Below are 18,594 nucleotides of genomic sequence, written 5' to 3' on the forward strand. Positions count from 1 at the left end.
CCCCCATTCGGTCGAGACTTGTCTGTTGCGGGCGCGGCGTCGCCGCCCCTATATGCGCGCTGATCTTTAGCCCTTCGTGTCGCGCCAAGTCGAGACACGTTTCCAGCCACGAACGGGATAATGTAGTGAGCATCGACGGCACCATCTCCATCCATATCAATGGCGAGCATCGCCGCATCCGCGACGGCCTGAGCCTGGCCGAGCTGGCGAGCGAGTTGGGCTTCGCGCCGGAGAAGGTGGCGGTGGAGCGCAATCTGGAAGTGGTGCCGCGTTCGACCCTGGCCGATGTGAAGGTCGAGGACGGCGACGAGCTGGAGATCGTCCATTTTGTGGGCGGCGGCGACGTTTCTCCGGTGGACGACGATAGCTGGACGGTGGCGGGCAAGACCTTCCGCTCGCGCCTGATCGTGGGCACCGGCAAATACAAGAATTTCGAGCAGAATGCCGCCGCGCTGGTCGCGTCGGGCGCGGAGATCGTCACCGTGGCGGTGCGTCGCGTCAACGTCTCCGATCCGAACGCGCCGATGCTGACCGACTATATCGACCCGAAGAAGGTCACCTATCTGCCCAACACGGCGGGCTGCTTCACCGGCGAGGAGGCGATCCGCACCCTGCGCTTGGCGCGCGAGGCGGGCGGCTGGGAACTGGTGAAGCTGGAAGTGCTGGGCGAAGCGCGGACGCTCTACCCGGATATGGTCGAAACGCTGCGCGCGACCGAGGTGCTGGCCAAGGAAGGCTTCAAGCCGATGGTCTATTGCGTTGACGATCCGATCGCGGCCAAGCGGCTGGAGGATGTCGGGGCGGTCGCGATCATGCCGCTGGGCGCGCCGATCGGGTCGGGCCTGGGCATCCAGAACAAGGTGACGATCCGCCTGATCGTGGAGGGCACCAAGCTGCCGGTGCTGGTCGATGCGGGCGTGGGCACCGCATCGGAAGCGGCGCAGGCGATGGAGCTGGGCTGCACCGGCGTGCTGATGAACACAGCCATTGCCGAGGCGAAGGACCCGGTGCTGATGGCGGCGGCGATGAAGGCGGGCGTCGAGGCCGGCCGCATGGCCTATCGCGCCGGCCGTATGGGCAAGCGCATGTATGCCGACCCGTCGAGCCCGCTCGCTGGCCTGATCTGATTCCAGGACGTCGCGGCGGAAGATTCGACGCGACAGTCGAAGTTCACAGTGTCGTGGGGGTGATTCCGGGCCAATGCGCCAGGAACGCGCCCGCGACGCAACAGCGAAGCGACAGTCGCGCGACAATCGGGTCACGATGACGCGCGTTCGGCGCGACAGTGGCGCGACATTGGGGCGACAGTGAAGCGACGCCTGGACTGCAGGCGGGCGGTTGAATGCGTACGGATAGCCCATCCCCAAAGGTAGATCAGAAGACCCGCGTGTAGGACAGGGTGATGGCGGGCGTTTAGCGCTGCGCTATTGGGGCTGTGCCCCTCCACCACTCGCTGCGCGAGCGGTCCCCCTCCCCGTGCCGGGGAGGAATACTAAACCTCATCCTCACCCCGCAATTCCAGCCGGCTGGCCCGGTCGAAGATCGTGAGCACCAGCGGGTCGGCTTCGGCGGCGCGGACGGCGACGTGGAAATCGACCGGGGGCATGAGCGGGGCGCCGGGCACCGGGACAAGGCGCCCTTCGGCCAGTTGCTGGCGGGCCATTGGCCGGGGAAAGATGCCGATGCCGCCGCCTTCCAGCACGATGTCGATCATGGTGCGGACATTGTTGCAGAGGTTGAGCGGGCAATCGGCCAGGTCCGACGCGGCGATCGCGTCCTTCATGATGCGATAAAGCGGCGACAGGTTGGTGAGCGACCAGATCGGCGGGCGCACGTCTGCCATCGTCGCGACGGTTGCGGGACTGGCGAGCCAGAGCAGGTCGACGCTGCCGATCGGCGCGGTGCGCAGCATCGGATGGGCGATGCGGCCGGCGGCGAAGGCGAGGTCGGCATGGCCCGAGGCGAGCTGCTGGATGAGGTCGGCGGTGAGCGCGATGTCGACCTCCAGGCTGACATGGGGCAGGTCGCGGCCAAGCTGGGCAACGAAGCCGGGCAGGCAACTGGCTGCCGCAATCTCGCCCGCGCCGATGCGGATGATGCCGGTCGCACCGGATATGTCGCTGCAGCCCATCAGCACGCCCTGGAAGCGCGCCCAGAGCGGTTCGCTCTCGCGCACCAGTTCGCGCCCGGCGGGGGTGAGGGCCATCGTCCGCCCCTCGCGCCGGAAGAGCGCGGTGCCCAGATGGCTTTCCAGTTCGCGCACCCGCGCGGAAATGGCCGGCTGGGTGGTGTTGAGGCGCGCCGCCGCCGCCGCGAATGTGCCCAGCCGCGCAATCCAGAGCAGGGTTTCAAGATGGTAGAAGGCGATGCGATTGATAGACATTGTTTAGGTTTAACCGAAAAAACAAATCATTGGTATTGATCGGTCGGCCTGCCTAGTCTGCGCCGAAATTTCAAAAGGATGGATGCCGATGGCCAAGAAGCTCTACCCCGATGCCGCCGCTGCGCTGGAGGGGCTGCTGTTCGACGGCATGCATCTGTGCGCGGGCGGATTTGGCCTGTGCGGCATCCCCGAACGGCTGATCGACGCGATCCGCGATTCGGGGGTCAAGGACCTTACCATCGCCAGCAACAATGCCGGCATCGACGGCGAGGGGCTCGGCAAGCTGCTGCGCACGCGCCAGGTCAAGAAGATGATCTCTTCCTATGTCGGCGAGAACAAGGAGTTCGAGCGGCAATATCTGGCCGGCGAGCTGGAGGTGGAATTCTGCCCCCAGGGGACGCTGGCCGAGCGCTGCCGCGCGGGCGGGGCGGGCATTCCCGGCTTCTACACCAAGACCGGCGTCGGCACGGCCGTGGCCGAGGGCAAGGAAGTGAAGAATTTCGACGGCCAGGATTATATATTGGAACGCGGCATCTTTGCCGATGTCGCGATCATCAAGGGCTGGAAGGCGGATGAGAGCGGCAACCTGATCTTCCGCAAGACCGCGCGCAATTTCAACGCGCCGATGGCGACGGCGGCGAAGATCTGCATCGCCGAGGTGGAGGAAGTGGTGCCCGTGGGCAGCCTCGACCCCGATGCGATCCATCTGCCCGGCATCTACGTCAAGCGGATGATCGTCGGCGCGCCCTATGACAAGAAGATAGAGTTCCGCACCGTGCGCCAGAGGGACGCGGCCTGATGGCGACGATGATGCGGCTTGCGCCGGCACTGTTGCTGGCGCCGCTGGCAGCCTGTGCGACCACCACCGCGACGACAAGTGCGACTGGCCCGGCGCCAGTGACGCCGACCGGACCGGCGGTGCCGCCGGCGGGCATGCAATATCTTTATGGATCGGGCGAGGCGGCGGCTCTGTCGCGCCAGGCCTGGACCGCGCTGGTCGCCCATGCTGCCGCCGTCGTGAAGGCACGGCCGGCCGATTCTGTCGTGCTGGCCGAAGGCGCGAGCCTGGATGCGCCCAAATATGTGCCGTGCGGCAACCGGCCGTTCGCCGCCGTGTTCGACGTCGACGAGACGGTGATGCTGAACACCGGCTTCGAATATCATGATGCGAAGACCGGCAAGGGCTATGACGCCGCCGACTGGGATGCGTGGGAAAAGACCGGCGAAGGCGCGGTCGGCCCGGTGCCGGGCGCGGACAGCGGCCTCAACGCGCTGCGGGCGATGGGCGTGACCGTCATCTTCAACACCAACCGCTCGGCCGCCAATGCCGATGCGACCGCGCGCGCGATCAAGGCGGCAGGGTTGGGCGAGGCGGTGCATGGCCAGACGCTGTATCTGGCCGGCGACGACGCGATGGGATCGCGCAAGGATGGCCGGCGCTGGACGATTTCGCGCAGCTATTGCGTGATTGCGCTGGGCGGCGATCAGCTTGGCGATTTCACCGACCTGTTCAATGTCGGGCAGAGCGTGCCGGCGCGGCGCGCCGCGACGCAAGGCCCGGGAATCGCGAAACTCTGGGGCGCAGGCTGGTTCGTCCTGCCCAACCCGGTTTATGGCAGCGGCCTCAAGGGCGGCTTCGACGATGTTTTTCCTGCCGACAAGAGGTGGGCGCCGCCCGCCCAAGGGGAGAAGTGATAATGGCCTGGACCCGTGACGAGATGGCCGCGCGTGCGGCGAAGGAGCTGGAGGACGGCTTCTATGTGAATCTGGGCATCGGCATCCCGACGCTGGTGGCGAACCATATTCCCGATGGCGTCGAGGTGACGCTACAGTCGGAAAATGGCATGCTGGGCATCGGCCCCTTTCCCTATGAGGGGGATGAGGATGCGGACCTGATCAATGCCGGCAAGCAGACGATCAGCGAGCTGCCGCAATCGGCCTATTTCAGCTCGTCCGACAGTTTCGCGATGATCCGCGGCGGGCATATCGACCTGACCGTCCTTGGCGCAATGGAAGTGGCCGAGAATGGCGACATCGCCAACTGGATGATTCCTGGCAAGATGATCAAGGGCATGGGCGGCGCGATGGACCTGGTCGCCGGCGTCAAGAAGATCATCGTGGTGATGGAGCATACGTCCAAAAATGGCGATCCCAAGTTCATCCCGGCCTGCACCCTGCCACTGACCGGCAAGAATGTGGTCGACATGATCGTTACGGACCTGTGCGTGTTCCAGCGTCCCGACCATGACAGCCCGTTCAAGCTTGTCGAGCTGGCACCGGGCGTGACCGCCGAGGAAGTCGCTGCTAAGACGACCGCCCATTATCTCAGCTAAGGGCGTTTCATGAGCCTCGACGGCACCTATGACGAAGCCAATATCTTTGCCCTGATCCTGCAGGGCAAGATCCCGTCGACCAAGCTGTACGAGGACGAGAAGACCTTCGCCTTCCTCGACATCATGCCGCAGACGCGGGGCCATGCGCTGGTCATTTCCAAATGGTCCAAGGCGCGCAACCTGCTGGAGATGGAGGATGAGGCGCTGGGTGAGGTGATGGCGACCACCAAGAAGGTCGCCACCGCCATCCGCAAGGCGCTGAACCCGGACGGCATCCAGATCGCCCAGTTCAATGGCGCGCCGGCGGGCCAGACGATCTTCCACCTGCACGTCCATATCCTGCCGCGCTGGGAAGGCGACCCCAAGGGCTTCGCCGCCCATGGCGTGGGTGCGCAGGCGGACAAGGATGCGCTGGCGGCGCTGGCCGAAGAGATTCGCGCGCAGTTCTGACGTGGCACTCAAACCCTTCAAGGCGCCGGGCGCGCGGCTGGCGCTGCGGTCCAAGCCGGCCAACAGCTATCTGACCGGGGACCGGGGCGGGGCCGAGGTGATTCTCGACGTGTCGCGGCTGCTCTCGCGTGCCTTTCACCCGACGCCGACCGGCATCGACCGGGTCGAATATGTCTATGCCCGCGAATTGCTGGCGCGGATGCCGGACCGGCTGGCCTTCGCCGCCGTTCACCCCGCCGGCGGCTATTATGGGCGCCTGAACCATGCCGCGGTGCGCCAGTTCCTGGCCTTCACCGCGGCGAAATGGCGCAATGTGGATTCGCCCGACGAGCGCAAGGAGCGGGCGGCGGTGATCCGCCACATGTTCGCGACGCGCCCGCGCCCGGTGCCCAAGGCCAAGGGGCCGCGCATCTATCTGCAGGCGTCGCCCCATCATCTGGACGATGCGGCGCAGGTGGGGGCGATCCTGCGGGCGGAGGGCGCGAAATTCGTCACGCTGGTGCATGACGTCATTCCGCTGAGCCATCCCGAGTTCGCCCGGCCGCAGGGCGCGGACGAGCATCGTCGCCGGCTGCGCAGCATCGACCTTTATGCAACCGGCATCATCGGCAACAGCCAGGCGACGCTGGACGCGCTGGAACCGCATCTGTCGAACGGCCTGGCCGATCGCCAGACATGCGTCGCCCATTTCGGGGCCGATCCGCCCGATGTGTTTGGCGGTTCCGGCACGACGCTCCCTGAGCGGCCCTATTTCGTCTATCTGTCGACCATCGAGCCGCGGAAGAATCATCTGCTGCTGCTCAATATCTGGCGGCGAATGGTGGACGAACTGGGTGATGCGGCGCCGATGCTGGTGCTGATCGGCCGGCGCGGCTGGGAAAACGAGAATGTCATCGACATGCTGGAGCGGGGCGAGGCGCTGCGCGGCCATGTGGTCGAGGCGGGCGAGCTGCCCGACAACCAGATGCAGGATCTGGTCGCGGGCGCGCGGGCGATGCTGATGCCGTCCTTTGCCGAAGGGTTCGGCATGCCGGTGGTCGAGGCGCTATGTGCCGGCGTCCCGGTGATCTGCAGCGACATTTCGGCCCATCGTGAAGTCGGCGGGGACGCGCCCGATTATATCGATCCGCTCGATGGCATCGGCTGGATGCGGATGATTCACGCCTATGCCGCAGCGAATTCGCCACAGCGGGCGGCGCAGCTTGCACGGATCGGCGGATGGCATGCGCCGACCTGGCGTGACTATTTCGACATAGTGGCGCAGCTATTGGAAGATGTGACAGCGACTGTTCCTTGACCTAGAATTTTCAGGCGATCATGGAATGGGTTGAATGCAATTCCCCTCCTTGGCGCTGGCCGGCTTGGAGGGCGTCGTCGGGGGTATATGGACATGGCGGAAATGGCCGACGCGGGAGTCGGAGCCTGCCGTCGCGCAGACCGTGTTCCGTTCCTGCGGTCGCCGCCTTTCCCCGGCATCGATCCCGCCGTTGCGGCCATCAGTCAGGATGACCAGGGCGGCTTCTCGGCGCCCATATCCGACGGGTTACTAGATGCGTTGCGGCGGGCACGGGTGGGCGGTGATTTCTGGGGGCATCGGCCAAAAGGTCTGCTGCTGGTCGCGCGCGAAGGCGTGCGCATCGATCCCTCCATCTGCGTCGGTCTTGTTGCCGGGCAGATTGGCATCATGCCCGCTGATGTCAGCGCGAAGCGTGGGGCAGCGCCAGCAATCGGGCATTGGCTGCCTTCGGTCTGCGATCCCTGGGCATTGCTGGCCGACGCGCGGACCGTCCATGCCGAGGTGGACGATGACCTGGCCATCGTTGCCGGCTTGTTGGGCATTGCAGTCTTCGGGCCGGATGGTGCGGCGTTCTCTGCAGAGCAGTTGAAGGAAGCGGCCCGTTATCGGCTGGCCAGCGCCCGCTATCGCGATTGCTTCAGTGGCGAGATGGTCGATGCCGCCCATGCAATTGCGCAACTGGCCGATTGGCGACGGCATGTGGACGGCAACAGAGGGATTGCGGCGGCAAGCGGCATGGCATTCTGGAAGCGGGAAGCGATGCGTCATTTCCTGTGGGATGGAGTCCGCACACCGCCCTTCCTGCCACCCGCACGCGGCTTGGCGCGGGCACGGCGGGAAGCGGGCGCGCTGGCGATCTGGCCATCGCGCGTGCCCGTGACCATTACAGCGGATGCGGCTGCCGTTGGCGTTACCCTGGCTCGGGTAGAGGATGGGTTTCTGCGCTCACGGGGGCTGGGCGCGGCGCTGCATCCGCCCGGATCGGTGGTGATCGATCGATGCGGCATCTATTATAATGCGCGCGCCGCAAGCGATCTGGAAGGCTTGCTCGCCACGCATGAATTTTCGTTGGACCTGATCGAACGCGCCCGGCAGTTGCGCGCGCGGGTCTGTGATGCAGGTGTCACCAAATATGGTGCCGAGGCGGGCCAGATGATCGACCTGCCGCCCGGCCGGCGCACGGTGCTGGCGGTGGGGCAGGTCGATGACGACATGTCGGTGCAACTGGGTGGGGCCGGGGTCGATGGCAATCTCGACTTTCTGGCGCGGGTGCGGCGCGCAGAACCGGACGCCTGGATCATCTATCGCCCGCATCCCGATGTGCAGGCCGGGCATCGCAAGGGGCATTTGAGCGACGCTATCGTGCTGGAACATGCCGACGCGATCGACAGCGGCGCGCCCCTGATGGAACTGGTGCAGGCGGTGGACGAAGTGCATGTCCTGTCATCGCTGACAGGCTTTGAGGCGTTGATGCGCGGCTGTTCCGTTACGGTGCATGGCATGCCTTTCTACGCTGGTTGGGGGCTGACTCGCGACCTTGCCAAATCCTCTCCGCGACGGGGGCGACAACTCGACGTGGATCGACTTGTCGCGGCCGCACTCATTCTCTATCCTCGCTACATCGATCCCGTGACGCGCTTGCCTTGTGGTCCCGAACTGATGGTGGACCGCCTAGCGAGTGGATCGACGCCGCCGATGACATGGCTCATCCGGCTGCGCGCGCTACAGGGGAAGCTACGAAGATTTATGACATTGTCCGCTGAGTTCCTTCATGGCTGAACCAACGTCGAAAACATTCTTGTTCCTGCAGGGGCCGCATGGTCCCTATTTCTCGATGCTTGCGGATGCGTTGCGCAAGCGCGGGCATTCTGCTCTGCGGATCAACATCAATGGTGGCGACAAGGTCGATTGGCCAGGAGATGCCACCGATTACCGTGGAACATTTCGTAACTGGCCGCTCTTCTTTGACGATTTTATCGTCAATCATGGCGTTACGGACCTGATTCTCTATGGTGATTGCCGTCCCTACCATACCTCGGCACATGGCATGGCACGGCTGCGCAACTTGCATGTTCATGTCGTGGAGGAAGGGTATATTCGCCCCGATTTCCTGACCTTGCAGGACGATGGCGTGAACGGCAATTCGACTCTGCCGTTGGACCCGCAATGGTATCTAGACCAGGTCCGGGGCTTGCCGGACTATATCGATAATCTGCCGCCCGTGCCCTCGACCTTCAATGCCCGTGTGCGCAACACGATGCGCAATGGTCTGGCCGCGGCATTCATGCGGCCCTATTTCCCATTCTACCGAACCCACCGGCCGCATAGTTTCCTGATGGAATCGGTCGCTTGGTGTCGCAAGCTGGTCATGCGTCGCGGTGACGGGCGCCGGTCTTTGAAGGCGTGGGATACGGTCAAGGATAAGCCCTATTTCGCGCTCCCGTTGCAACTCAACTCCGACTATCAGATTCGCGTTCATTCGCCCTTCGGCAACATGCGCGCTGCGCTGCGTTTCGCTATCAAGAGCTTTGCGCAGCATGCGCCTGATCATGTCTCTCTTGTGGTGAAACGCCATCCGCTCGACCCCGGTCTTGTCGCCTGGGACCGACTGACTCGCCGGCTGGCCGCGCATTATGGCGTAAAGGACCGTGTCGTCTATCTGGCCGATTGGGACATTGCCGAAGTGGTGGGCAAGTCGTTGGGCGTGGTGACGGTGAACAGCACTGTAGGCACGCTGGCGCTCAATGCCGGCAAGCCTGTCGTGGTTCTGGGGCACGCAGTCTACAAGGTGCCAGGAGTGGTGCATCAGTCGAGCCTTGATGATTTCTGGTCGGCGCCGCGCCAGCCGGACATGACGCTCTATTCAGCGTTTCGGCGAGTTCTGGTCGATCGCTGCCTCATTCGCGGAGGGCTTCTGAGCGAGGAGGGGCTGCAGATGCTCGTCAGCAACGCGGTTGATCGACTGTTGCGGGCGCCTGCGCAGATTATCCGGCCAGACAGAGGCCGGGCACCACGATGGACAATGCAAAAGGGCACGGCGTTACGTGGAGTACGCTAAAGGACAATTTTGGTGACCATCGCCATTGATCGGCGAATGCGCAATCTTGCCGAAGTGAATCGGTGACTACATGCTATTGTCATCGATCAGTGCTGAAGAATGCGCGATCATCGGGCTTTCGCTCCGGGTCAGTCTGACAGCGGTCTTCGCGATGCTGCCGATAGCTTTTGCCTTGGCATGGTTGCTCGCGCGCTATCGTTTTCCTGGCAAACTGATGCTTGATGCACTGGTGCATTTGCCGTTGGTGGTGCCACCGGTAGTCACCGGCTGGCTACTGCTGCTTCTGTTTGGTCGGCAGGGTGTCTTTGGTTATTGGCTGGAAAGCTGGTTTGGCATCAGTCTGTTGTTTCGCTGGACGGGCGCAACGCTCGCGGCAGCAATCATGGCGATGCCGCTGATGGTGCGCGCTATCCGGCTGTCGATTGAGACAATCGATCGACGATTGGAGGCTGTCGCCCAGACGCTCGGAGCCGGCCGTATCCGGGTCTTCTGCACCATCTCATTGCCACTCGCGGTTCCGGGCATATTGGCTGGCATGATCCTGGGTTTTGCTCGATCGATCGGGGAATTTGGCGCCACCATTACCTTTGTGTCCGATATACCAGGGGAGACCCGAACACTGCCGATCGCCATCTATTCCGCACTGCAACTGCCGGACAGCGAAAATGCGGTATTGCGGCTGGCGCTGATTTCGATTGCGCTGTCGCTCGGCGCGTTGATGGCATCCGAATGGCTCGCGAGACGCATGGGCAGGGGCGACCATGTCCTTTGACATCCATGTCCGTCGCCGACTGGGGGCCAATCATCTGGCCATAGACATCGCCAGTTCCAGTGCGATCGTCGGCCTCTTTGGTCCATCTGGCGCAGGCAAGAGCAGCCTGCTCAACATGGTGGCCGGTCTATTACGTCCCGATGAAGGTCGTGTCGCGATTGCCGGGGGCACGTTGTTTGACAGCGCCGTCGGCGTAGACCTGCCCATCGCGCAGAGGCATTGCGGCTATATTTTTCAGGATTTGCGCCTCTTTCCGCACATGAGCGTGCGCGGGAACCTTATTTATGGCCGAAGGCATAGTGGGGGCAGCGCGCTTGATATGCCAGCTATCGTCGACATGTTAGGCATCGGCGATCTGCTTGAGCGCCGGCCACATTCTCTCTCCGGGGGGGAGGCGCAGCGCGTGGCGATTGGGCGTGCCTTGCTAGCCAATCCTCATTTTTTGTTGATGGATGAGCCATTGACGGGCCTGGACCAGGGCCTGAAGGACCAGATACTGGAGCTTATACGCAAGTTGCACGCGGCCACATCGATCCCGATTCTTTATGTCAGTCACGATCGTGCAGAATTGGAGGCGCTGGGAGCCGACCTTGTCTCGATCCGTCCGTCGAAAACCGGAGATGGTGCGGGGCTTTGAGATGATGGCGTGCGCGATCCGTAGAAAAACAATCGGCGATCAGGGCGCGCTGAAGCCGTAATGGCCAAGGATCGCCCGGCCCTGCGCCGACAGCAGGAAACGGCGGAAGCCGTCTGCATCGCGGTGGCGACTGGCAGTCAGCCGCGCCACCGGATAGCGGATCGACGGATGGCTGTTGGCGGGAAAAGTCCCGACCGTCTGCACCGATTTCGAGGCACGGGCGTCGGTTGCGTAGACGATGCCGAACGGGGTGGCGCCGCGCTCGACCAGGGCGAGGGCGGCGCGCACGCTGTCGCCGCGCGCGATCTTGTCCGCGACCGAGGGCCAGACATTGAGCGCGGTGAGCGCCGCCTTGCCATATTTGCCCGCCGGCACGGCGTCGGGATCGGCCATGGCGAGGCGGCCGCCGTTCAGCGCTGCGGCGAGCGGGATGTTGCGGCCGATGCGCAGCCGCACCGGCTTGCCGGCCGGGGCGACCAGCACCAGCCGGTTGCCGGCCATGTCAGCGCGGCTGCCGCGCGCGACGAAGCCGGCCTTCTGGATATCGTCCATCCAATCTTCGTCGGCGGAGGCGAACAGGTCGGCAGGGGCGCCGGCCTTGATCTGCCGGGCCAGCGCCGAGGAGGCGGCGAAGGACAGGACCGGGCGGGCATGGCCCTGCCGCGCCCAGGCGTCGGCGGCGGCATTCATCGATTCCTGCAGGCTGGCGGCGGCAAGCACCAGTGGCCCGCGCCTGTCCTGCGCGGCGGCCCAGGATGGCGACAGCAAAAGCGACAGCAGCGCGAGCGCGCGCAGCAGGAGCGGAATCGGAGAGAAGAAGCGCATGACCGCCTTGTGCGCCCAGCGCCGGGGCCATGCAATTGTCGGCACATGCTTTTGTCGCCGCGCCCGATCCGCTAAGCAGGCGCTGGTGACGCCGATCCTTCCCCCCTTCGTCCGTTCCGGCCGGACCCGCGCAGCCCTTTGACATGGCAGTGATACGCACGCTTTGCGGCCGGTGCGGCGTCGGCTGTGGCCTGCGCGCCATCACCGGCGAGGATCGCGACCTGATGGTCGAGGGCGACCGGATGCATCCGGCCAATGCCGGGCGGCTGTGCGGGCGCGGGCTGGAGATCGCGGAAGAGGTCGGGCTGGAAGGGCGATTGCTCCAGCCGATGATCGACGGTCGGCCGCAACGCTGGGAGAAGGCGATCGCACAGGTCGCGCGGCGCTTGTCGGCGGTGATCGCCCAGCATGGCCCGGACAGCGTGGCGCTGCATGTCGGCGGCGGCCTGCTGACCGAGGATTATTATGTCGCCAACAAGCTGATGAAGGGCTTCATCGGTTCGGCCCATGTCGATGCGGGCTGGGCGGCGAATGACGGCGCGGCGCTGGCGCAGCGTGCGGCCTATGGCGAGGATGTGATGCCCGCCGCCTATGAGGATATCGAGCGGGCCGAACTGATCCTGATGATCGGCGCGGATCTGGCGCAGGATCATCCGGTGCTGAGCGCGCGGATCGCGGCTGCGCGGGCCGAGCAGGGCGTCGAACTGCTGTTGCTGGCGGCGCCGGGCGAGGGGACGAGCGTCGAGGCCGACCTGCGCATCGAAGTGCCGCGCGACCGCATGGCGTCCTGGATCGCCGGGCTGCTGCGCCATTGTCATGACACGGGCGTGACCGATGGCGACTATCTGGCGCGCAATGTCAGCGTGCCCGATGATTTCTGGGCGCAACTGCGGACCCGCCATGATCTGTGGTCGGTGGCGCGCAGTTGCGGCCTGTCGCCGGTGGAGCTGCGTGCGCTCTATGACCGGATCGCCGCCGTGCCGCGGATCGTGACGCTGTTTGGCGGCGCGGACGAGGGGCTGGCGCGGGCGGTGATCGATTTCCATCTGGCGACGGGGCGGATCGGCAGGCCGGGGGCGGCGCCCTTTGCCATGACGGCCGCGGCCAATGGCATGGGCGGGCGCGAGGTCGGCTGCAATGCGAGCGGCCTCGCGGCGCATCGCGGCTTCACGGCGGAAGCGATGGCCGCAATAGCCCGTTTCTGGTCGGCCGAGGCGATGGCGACCGGGCCGGGGCTGGACGGCGCGGAACTGGCCGACGCGGTGCGGGACGGGCGCATCCGGGCGCTGTGGAGCATCGGCGGCGATGGCATTGATCCGGCCTGGCTCCGCGCGGCGCTGGACGCGGTGCCGCTGGGGATCCGCTCCACGCCCTGGGCCGATCCCGAGCGGGACGGGCGCGGCATCGTGCTGCCATCGGCGAGCTGGGTCGAGAAGGACGGCACGCTGACCGGGGCGGACCGGCTGATCAGCCGTCAGCGCCGGCTGTTCCCGCTGCCCGGCGAAGCGAAGCCCGACTGGTGGATCGTCACCCAGGTCGCGCGCGCCATGGGCTGGCAGGCGGCCTTCCATTATGAATGGGCGGCGGAAATCTATCGCGAGCATGTGCGCCTGACCGCCTATGGCAATGACGGTGCGCGGCTGCTTAACCTGCGCCGCCATGCGCCGATTTCTAACCCCGCCTATGAGGAACTGACCCCGTGGCGCTGGGGCGAGCTGCCGTTCGACGAGGGGCGGTTCCCGACGCCGGACGGCAAGGCCCGCCTGCTGCCCCTGTCCTAGGCGGTAGATCGCCGGGCGATGGGGCGCCGACGCGACAGTAGAAAGTTCACACCGTTGTGCGGCCTATGGTGGCGCGGCTTTTGGCGGATTTGCGCCAGGTCGGTGCGGGGGGATGGCCGCGCGACGATCAGGCGCCGTTGCCGCGCCTGCGACGCGACAGCGAGGCGACAGGGAAAGGACAGCGACGCGACAGTGTCGCGTGGGCGGCGGCAGTGGAGGCGGGAAAGGGCGCGGCGTTCCATCGAAGCATGTGGAACAGAAAGGGCGAGAGTAGGAAAGCGATGGGGCTGCTACCGACCAAATGCGGCTGTAAAATCCTCCCCTGCAAGGGGAGGGGGACCACGAAGTGGTGGAGGGGTGTCGCCCTATCGAGAGGGAGATAACCCTCCGTCTGGCCTTCGGCCAGCCACCTCGCCTTGCAGGGGAGGATGGTCTGAAAACGACCATTTGTTGCCTTTGTTATGGTGTTTTCCGCTTTCCAATTGCAGACATTTCCAGCAACTTTGAGGAAGCTGGCTTACGGGCATGGGTTGACAGAAAATATGATGGGTCGGTCGCTCCTTTGGCTTGCAGCGAGTATTCCTCCATTGATGCTCGCGGCATGCACTGCTCAGCAGGTGCCGACGAGCAATGAAGAGAATAATGCGCTTTGCCGAATGCTCCCAGGAAAATCTGAAGCGATTAGATCTTCAAAATCAGGTATCCAGTATCTCCCGCCTTCGTTTGGGAAGGTTATGCACATTTGTAAATTCAAGGGTTATCCGGAATGCTTTCCTAAGATCAGTAATTTTGAGAGTGAATGGTATTCCAACCATTGGGAAGCCGCAACGGAGCCATCTCTTTTTGAAATTTCAAACGCCCAAAAGTATGCCGGAGACAGTGTTCTCAGATTCACATGGCTCCCGACGTTTCATCATCCGGTGATTGTCCGTTTCGAAACGTCCGCAGGCACCACTAATTTTATAGCGAAGGAGCTTTCCGGTGCCGGGGGTTATGAACCGGGTAGTATCTCTCGGCAAATCAATCGGAAACTCAGTTCCTTAGAAGCGCACCAAGTGGAGCGCGCGATGGCGAGGGCTAGCCCGTTCAATGAACCGCCCGAAAATTGCGGCGGCGGCACGGATGGTAGTCGATGGATACTCGAACGCGCTCGTAAGGGCAGTTACGAATATGCCGACCGTTGGTCGCCTCAGAAGGGGGCAATGCGCGATTTTGGACTGCTGACCTTAAAACTGACCGGTTGGGAATTTGAGGAAATCTATTAAAGAAATAGCAGGTCGTTTTACTTGCTCGGCTCGCATTCTGAATGCCAGGTAACGGCATCCTATCGCCACGAGCAGACTGTCCGCTCCCCACCCAACTTTGCCACCCCAGCGGAGGGCCGGGGTATATTCTAGACCGGTTCAGCCTCGCGCGATGCCTGTGAGATGATCGAGCAGGGCGTCGCCATTGGCGGTCCAGGTGAAGCGAAGGGCGGCGGCGCGGACGGCGTCGCGTTCGGGCGGGTCGGCCAATATGTCGGCGATCGCTTCGGCTAGGGCTTCGGGTTCGCGATCGACGATCTTGCCGGCTTCGGGGCGGTCGAGCAGTTCGCGGGCGCCGCCGACATCGGTGATGACGATCGGCGTGCCGCAGGCGAGCGATTCCACCCAGGCATTGGCGAGCCCTTCGGATTCGGACGGCAGCGCCATCACGTCGGCGGCGGCATAGAGGCGCGGCAAGCGATCGTGCTGCACCGAGCCGAGGAAGCCGATGCGCCGTTCGACGCCCAGTTCCTGCGCGAGATTTTCGAGCATCCGGCGATATTGGCCCTGGCCGGCGAGCAGCAGGGTGGTGCCGGGTAGCTGTGGCAGGGCGCGGACCAGAATATCCTGCCCCTTGCGCGGGATGAGTGCGCCGACGCAGAGGATCAGCGGCCCTTCGAAGCCGAGCGCGGCCTTGGCCTGATCGCGGTCGGCGATTTCGAAGCGATCAAGGTCGACCCCGGTATAATGGACCCGGATCTTGTCGGCATCGATGCCCATTCGGCCCATGGAGCGCCGCATCGCGGCCGAGACGGCGAGCAGGCCGGCGGCGCCGTCGGCGGCGCGCTTCACCATCTTCTTCGTGCCGCGCTGCGTGCCCCAATGATGAATGTCGGCGCCGCGCGCCTTGACCGAATAGGGGATGCCGAGCGCCTTCGACAGGCGCTGGGCCACCGGGCCGTCGGGGAAGAAGAAGCTGGCGTCGATCACGTCGAACGGGGTCTGGGCGTGCAGCCGCTTGACCAGCGGCAGGATGGCGCGGGTCATGGTGAGGACATTGGTGCGGCCGCCGAATTTCGGGATGATCGGGAAGGTCGGCCGATAGACGGTCAGATCCTTCCACCTTTCCTTGGGCGGCAGGGCGCGCAGCGGGGCATAGCGGCCGGCGCGCGAGAGCGGCCAGGGCGGCATGCCGATCGGGGCGATGACGGTGACGCTGACGTCGGGGCGGCTCGCCAGTTCGCGGGCCTGTCGCTCCACGAAAACGCCGAAATTGGGCCGGCTCATGTCCGGGAAGAGCGTGGAAAGCGTGAGGACGTTGAGTGTCATGGGCCCTCCCTACTGCATGTCGGTTAAGCGAGGCTTAGGCGTGGCGGGGGCGCTTGGCTATAGCCGTCGGACGAGTTGCACCGCCACTGCGCCCCAGGGTGGGTCGGTCAGCACCTGTTGCCGGGCGCCGTGGCCGAGCGGCAATATCTGGAGCCGGTCGCCCTCGCGGCCGATGAGGCGGCCGAACAGGAAGCGGCCGGCGGGGCGGGGGAAGAGGACGTCGCGGTTCAAGGCGCTGGCGAAATCGGCCGGGGCGATGCGGCGGCACCAGATGGCGTCGCCGCTGCGATAGTCGCCGATGCTGGCATTGACCTGGATGCCGATCATGCCGTCGGCGGGCACGGGCGGCGGGAAGGACAGGGCGCGGACCGGCGCGCGCGCGCCCTCCGGCCCGAGCAGGGCGGCGACCGGCACTTCGCTCTGGCCGGGCAGGGCGACCAGTTCCGCGCTGGTGACGCCGAGCGCGTCGGCGATGCGGTTCAGCCATTTGACCGAGACGGTGCGGGTGCCGGTTTCGAGCCGGCCGATGGTCTGGGCGGTGGTGGGCGGCAGGCAGAGCAGGCCCACCTGTTCCAGCGTCAGGCCCTTGGCCTTGCGGACCTCGCGGATGCGGGTGATCATGGCTGTCCTCGGGTTGATAACCTATTTGGTTTTCTCTTTCCTACAGATTATCCGCCGTGGCAAGCCCCTGGCCTACCCCACCCAGTCAGGAGATGCCGCCATGGCCACCCAGTTTGTCGACCAGATGATCGAAGACCCTGCCGGCAAGATGCAGGCGGTGAAGCTGCATCTGGGGGAATCGCCGCTCGGCTGGCTGCATGCACGCGGCCATGTGAGCGACCGGCAGCTGGCGGCGGGGGAGAGGGTGCGGCGCGACTGGGAGCAGGCGGGATTGGGCGCGCGGGTGACGATGCGCTGGGACGGGGCACCGGCGGAGCGGCGACGGGGCGGCGCGGCGGCGATGCCCGATCCGAGCGCCGCGCAGCTGTCGGCGCGCGAGCGGTTCGATGGTGCGGTGCGGGCGGCGGGGCCGGGACTGGCCGACATATTGTGGCGGGTGGTGTGCGCGGGTGAGGGGCTGGGGCCGGCGGAACGGGCGCTGGGCTGGCCCAGTCGCGCGGGCAAGCTGGTGCTGGGACTGGCGCTCGACCGGGTGGCGGACTGGTATCGGGTTGGGTGAGGGGTTGGGTGTGTCGCGCAAGCGGCGGTCTACGTCGATGGGGCAGAAGCTCGCTGCGCTCGCTACCCACCCCAACCCCTCCCTGGAAGGGAGGGGCGAGATATATTGATATTCAGACCATGAATCCTGCGCCGAGCAGCAGGAGCAGCTTCACGTCCATGGCAAAGCCCTGTTCGCGCCAGGCGGCGATCTGGTCCGGCAGGGTGGCGAGGGGGATGCGGTGGACGCGGATATCCTCGCTGTCGACGCCGCCGCCCTCGCCGGTCTTCACCAGATCATGGGCGCGGAACAGGGTGAAGCTTTCCGAGACCATGCCGGGCGAGCTGAAAAATTCGCCGAGCGATTCGAGGCGACCGGGGAGATAGCCGGTCTCTTCCTCCAGTTCGCGGCTGGCGGCGAGGCTGGCGTCCTCGCCGGCGTCATGATCGCCGACGAGGCCCGCGGGCAGTTCGATGCAGCGCTTGCCGAGCGGCACGCGATACTGGTCGACCAGCAGGACATGGCGGCCGTCGACGTCCTCGTCGATCGCCAGGATGACGGCGGCACGGATGCCGCGCGCGCGGCCGACATATTCCCATTTGCCGCGCTTCTTCGCGGTGATGAAGCGCCCGGTCCACATGACTTCCTCGGGCGCATTCCAGTCATTATCGCTCATAATTCGATCAGTCTGTCCGGCAGTTCGTTGATGTCGTCGGCGGCGCGGGGGAAGTGCGGCGCCAGAATCGCGCCGACCCGGCCGATGGCGAGGGCAAGCCCTTCGCCTGGCCGGTCGTCGCGCACCGCGTCGATCAACAACGCCATCGCCTCGCCCCAGGCTTCGGGCGTGACGCGGTCGTTGATCGCCTTGTCGGCGACGATTTCGGCGCGATGCTCGTCGAGCGAGAGATAGATAAGGACGCCGGTGCGGCCGGCGGTGCGGGCCTCTGCGGCGGCGCGGAACAGCAATATGGCGCGGCGGCGCACCCGGCGGGCCTTGGTCGCGCGCGGGGTGAGCGCCATGCGCAGTGGCATGATCGCGAGGAGGTAGCGCACCACCAGGAAGTCGAGGATCAGGTCGCCCAGCAGGATGGTCAGCATCTTCCAGTCGGCGACCTGATGGTCCCAATCGCCCAGCAGCCGGCCGGCCAGGTCGCGCAGATAGTCCGGGAAGAAGGCGAAGAAAGCGAGGGCGACGAACACGGTGCCGATCGCCCAGTGCAGGCCGACATCATGATAGGCGTCGGACCGACGCGCGACGATCGGCACGATCTCGCCCGATGTCTGCTTTTCGGCCTCCATCACGGCGACCGAGACAAGGTCATGATC

At 65.0% G+C, this 18,594-nt stretch carries 19 protein-coding genes; 13 read left to right on the top strand and 6 right to left on the bottom strand.

Going from position 1 to position 18,594, the window contains the following annotated elements; genetic code table 11:
* Positions 1–125: 125 nt before the first annotated feature.
* On the top strand, positions 126–1,127 hold the full coding sequence (gene thiS / locus VHN57_RS00140) for a sulfur carrier protein ThiS (RefSeq protein ID WP_423282264.1): 1,002 nt from the start codon (positions 126–128) through the stop codon (positions 1,125–1,127).
* A 365-nt stretch (positions 1,128–1,492) separates the two neighbouring features.
* Here the strand turns inward: thiS and VHN57_RS00145 are convergent, their stop codons facing one another.
* Positions 1,493–2,383 (bottom strand): LysR family transcriptional regulator, encoded by an 891-nt coding sequence (locus VHN57_RS00145; protein ID WP_278987316.1) that lies wholly within the window; start codon positions 2,381–2,383, stop codon positions 1,493–1,495.
* Positions 2,384–2,471: 88 nt separating this feature from the next.
* On the opposite strand from VHN57_RS00145, the gene VHN57_RS00150 reads away from it, so the two are divergent.
* The 9 genes from VHN57_RS00150 to VHN57_RS00190 all read left to right on the top strand — a co-directional run bounded on the left by VHN57_RS00150 (position 2,472) and on the right by VHN57_RS00190 (position 10,930).
* On the top strand, positions 2,472–3,182 hold the full coding sequence (locus tag VHN57_RS00150) for a CoA transferase subunit A (RefSeq protein WP_048936425.1): 711 nt from the start codon (positions 2,472–2,474) through the stop codon (positions 3,180–3,182).
* Entirely contained in the window at positions 3,182–4,078 is an 897-nt protein-coding gene (locus VHN57_RS00155; protein WP_278987313.1) for an HAD family acid phosphatase, read from the top strand. The genes VHN57_RS00150 and VHN57_RS00155 overlap by 1 nt, the downstream gene beginning before the upstream one ends.
* Before the next feature lie 2 nt (positions 4,079–4,080).
* The gene (locus VHN57_RS00160) at positions 4,081–4,716 is read left to right on the top strand and encodes a CoA transferase subunit B (protein WP_026108971.1); all 636 of its coding nucleotides are present in this window, start codon (positions 4,081–4,083) and stop codon (positions 4,714–4,716) included.
* A 9-nt stretch (positions 4,717–4,725) separates the two neighbouring features.
* A complete protein-coding gene (locus tag VHN57_RS00165) occupies positions 4,726–5,166 on the top strand; it encodes an HIT family protein (protein WP_278987311.1) in 441 nt (146 codons plus the stop codon).
* Position 5,167: 1 nt separating this feature from the next.
* The gene (locus VHN57_RS00170) at positions 5,168–6,463 is read left to right on the top strand and encodes a glycosyltransferase family 4 protein (RefSeq protein WP_423282268.1); all 1,296 of its coding nucleotides are present in this window, start codon (positions 5,168–5,170) and stop codon (positions 6,461–6,463) included.
* A 93-nt stretch (positions 6,464–6,556) separates the two neighbouring features.
* The gene (locus VHN57_RS00175) at positions 6,557–8,242 is read left to right on the top strand and encodes a capsular polysaccharide export protein, LipB/KpsS family (RefSeq protein ID WP_278987795.1); all 1,686 of its coding nucleotides are present in this window, start codon (positions 6,557–6,559) and stop codon (positions 8,240–8,242) included.
* On the top strand, positions 8,235–9,521 hold the full coding sequence (locus VHN57_RS00180) for a capsule biosynthesis protein (protein WP_278987791.1): 1,287 nt from the start codon (positions 8,235–8,237) through the stop codon (positions 9,519–9,521). The genes VHN57_RS00175 and VHN57_RS00180 overlap by 8 nt, the downstream gene beginning before the upstream one ends.
* 70 nt (positions 9,522–9,591) lie before the next feature.
* Positions 9,592–10,293, top strand: a complete 702-nt coding sequence (modB, locus tag VHN57_RS00185; protein WP_278987789.1) for a molybdate ABC transporter permease subunit — start codon at positions 9,592–9,594, stop codon at positions 10,291–10,293.
* On the top strand, positions 10,283–10,930 hold the full coding sequence (locus VHN57_RS00190; protein WP_099233297.1) for an ATP-binding cassette domain-containing protein: 648 nt from the start codon (positions 10,283–10,285) through the stop codon (positions 10,928–10,930). The genes modB and VHN57_RS00190 overlap by 11 nt, the downstream gene beginning before the upstream one ends.
* A gap of 39 nt (positions 10,931–10,969) precedes the next feature.
* On the opposite strand, the gene modA is transcribed toward VHN57_RS00190, so the two are convergent.
* A complete protein-coding gene (modA, locus tag VHN57_RS00195) occupies positions 10,970–11,755 on the bottom strand; it encodes a molybdate ABC transporter substrate-binding protein (RefSeq protein ID WP_423282271.1) in 786 nt (261 codons plus the stop codon).
* Positions 11,756–11,898: 143 nt separating this feature from the next.
* Between modA and VHN57_RS00200 the strand changes: the two genes are divergently transcribed.
* Together VHN57_RS00200 and VHN57_RS00205 are read left to right on the top strand one after the other, a co-directional pair.
* Positions 11,899–13,536 carry a molybdopterin oxidoreductase family protein gene (locus VHN57_RS00200; protein WP_423282273.1) on the top strand — a complete coding sequence of 546 codons (1,638 nt, stop codon included), beginning with the start codon at positions 11,899–11,901 and terminating at the stop codon, positions 13,534–13,536.
* Between the two features lie 461 nt (positions 13,537–13,997).
* Complete coding sequence (locus VHN57_RS00205) at positions 13,998–14,801, top strand: hypothetical protein (RefSeq protein ID WP_125997181.1); 804 nt, start codon at positions 13,998–14,000, stop codon at positions 14,799–14,801.
* Positions 14,802–14,939: 138 nt separating this feature from the next.
* Here VHN57_RS00205 and VHN57_RS00210 read toward each other — a convergent pair whose 3' ends face one another.
* Positions 14,940–16,109 carry a glycosyltransferase gene (locus VHN57_RS00210; RefSeq protein ID WP_278984828.1) on the bottom strand — a complete coding sequence of 390 codons (1,170 nt, stop codon included), beginning with the start codon at positions 16,107–16,109 and terminating at the stop codon, positions 14,940–14,942.
* 57 nt (positions 16,110–16,166) lie between these two features.
* Positions 16,167–16,730, bottom strand: coding sequence for a helix-turn-helix domain-containing protein (locus tag VHN57_RS00215; protein WP_004210404.1), 564 nt, complete (start codon positions 16,728–16,730; stop codon positions 16,167–16,169).
* A gap of 100 nt (positions 16,731–16,830) precedes the next feature.
* Here VHN57_RS00215 and VHN57_RS00220 point away from each other — a divergent pair, with 100 nt between their 5' ends.
* Positions 16,831–17,289, top strand: a complete 459-nt coding sequence (locus VHN57_RS00220; RefSeq protein WP_278984826.1) for a DUF6456 domain-containing protein — start codon at positions 16,831–16,833, stop codon at positions 17,287–17,289.
* 112 nt (positions 17,290–17,401) lie between these two features.
* Here the strand turns inward: VHN57_RS00220 and VHN57_RS00225 are convergent, their stop codons facing one another.
* Positions 17,402–17,944 (bottom strand): NUDIX hydrolase, encoded by a 543-nt coding sequence (locus tag VHN57_RS00225; RefSeq protein ID WP_278984824.1) that lies wholly within the window; start codon positions 17,942–17,944, stop codon positions 17,402–17,404.
* Positions 17,941–18,567: a TPM domain-containing protein gene (locus tag VHN57_RS00230; protein WP_048938408.1), complete on the bottom strand. Its 627-nt coding sequence runs from the start codon at positions 18,565–18,567 to the stop codon at positions 17,941–17,943. The genes VHN57_RS00225 and VHN57_RS00230 overlap by 4 nt, the downstream gene beginning before the upstream one ends.
* Positions 18,568–18,594: the final 27 nt, after the last annotated feature.

This window comes from Sphingobium salicis subsp. salicis (assembly GCF_049472635.1).
GTDB classification, from domain to species: Bacteria; Pseudomonadota; Alphaproteobacteria; order Sphingomonadales; family Sphingomonadaceae; genus Sphingobium; species Sphingobium yanoikuyae_A.

What these genes read in the sequence shown, in the direction of transcription:
- VHN57_RS00200 (WP_423282273.1), top strand. Translation starts at nt 11,899, where the DNA reads ATGGCAGTGATACGCACGCTTTGCGGCCGGTGCGGCGTCGGCTGTGGC.
- VHN57_RS00150 (WP_048936425.1), top strand. Translation starts at nt 2,472, where the DNA reads ATGGCCAAGAAGCTCTACCCCGATGCCGCCGCTGCGCTGGAGGGGCTG.
- VHN57_RS00230 (WP_048938408.1), bottom strand. Translation starts at nt 18,567, where the DNA reads ATGGAGGCCGAAAAGCAGACATCGGGCGAGATCGTGCCGATCGTCGCG.
- VHN57_RS00205 (WP_125997181.1), top strand. Translation starts at nt 13,998, where the DNA reads ATGGTGTTTTCCGCTTTCCAATTGCAGACATTTCCAGCAACTTTGAGG.
- VHN57_RS00225 (WP_278984824.1), bottom strand. Translation starts at nt 17,944, where the DNA reads ATGAGCGATAATGACTGGAATGCGCCCGAGGAAGTCATGTGGACCGGG.
- VHN57_RS00165 (WP_278987311.1), top strand. Translation starts at nt 4,726, where the DNA reads ATGAGCCTCGACGGCACCTATGACGAAGCCAATATCTTTGCCCTGATC.
- VHN57_RS00155 (WP_278987313.1), top strand. Translation starts at nt 3,182, where the DNA reads ATGGCGACGATGATGCGGCTTGCGCCGGCACTGTTGCTGGCGCCGCTG.
- VHN57_RS00160 (WP_026108971.1), top strand. Translation starts at nt 4,081, where the DNA reads ATGGCCTGGACCCGTGACGAGATGGCCGCGCGTGCGGCGAAGGAGCTG.
- VHN57_RS00190 (WP_099233297.1), top strand. Translation starts at nt 10,283, where the DNA reads ATGTCCTTTGACATCCATGTCCGTCGCCGACTGGGGGCCAATCATCTG.
- modA (WP_423282271.1), bottom strand. Translation starts at nt 11,755, where the DNA reads ATGCGCTTCTTCTCTCCGATTCCGCTCCTGCTGCGCGCGCTCGCGCTG.
- modB (WP_278987789.1), top strand. Translation starts at nt 9,592, where the DNA reads ATGCTATTGTCATCGATCAGTGCTGAAGAATGCGCGATCATCGGGCTT.
- VHN57_RS00175 (WP_278987795.1), top strand. Translation starts at nt 6,557, where the DNA reads ATGGCGGAAATGGCCGACGCGGGAGTCGGAGCCTGCCGTCGCGCAGAC.
- VHN57_RS00215 (WP_004210404.1), bottom strand. Translation starts at nt 16,730, where the DNA reads ATGATCACCCGCATCCGCGAGGTCCGCAAGGCCAAGGGCCTGACGCTG.
- VHN57_RS00220 (WP_278984826.1), top strand. Translation starts at nt 16,831, where the DNA reads ATGGCCACCCAGTTTGTCGACCAGATGATCGAAGACCCTGCCGGCAAG.
- VHN57_RS00210 (WP_278984828.1), bottom strand. Translation starts at nt 16,109, where the DNA reads ATGACACTCAACGTCCTCACGCTTTCCACGCTCTTCCCGGACATGAGC.
- VHN57_RS00145 (WP_278987316.1), bottom strand. Translation starts at nt 2,383, where the DNA reads ATGTCTATCAATCGCATCGCCTTCTACCATCTTGAAACCCTGCTCTGG.
- VHN57_RS00180 (WP_278987791.1), top strand. Translation starts at nt 8,235, where the DNA reads ATGGCTGAACCAACGTCGAAAACATTCTTGTTCCTGCAGGGGCCGCAT.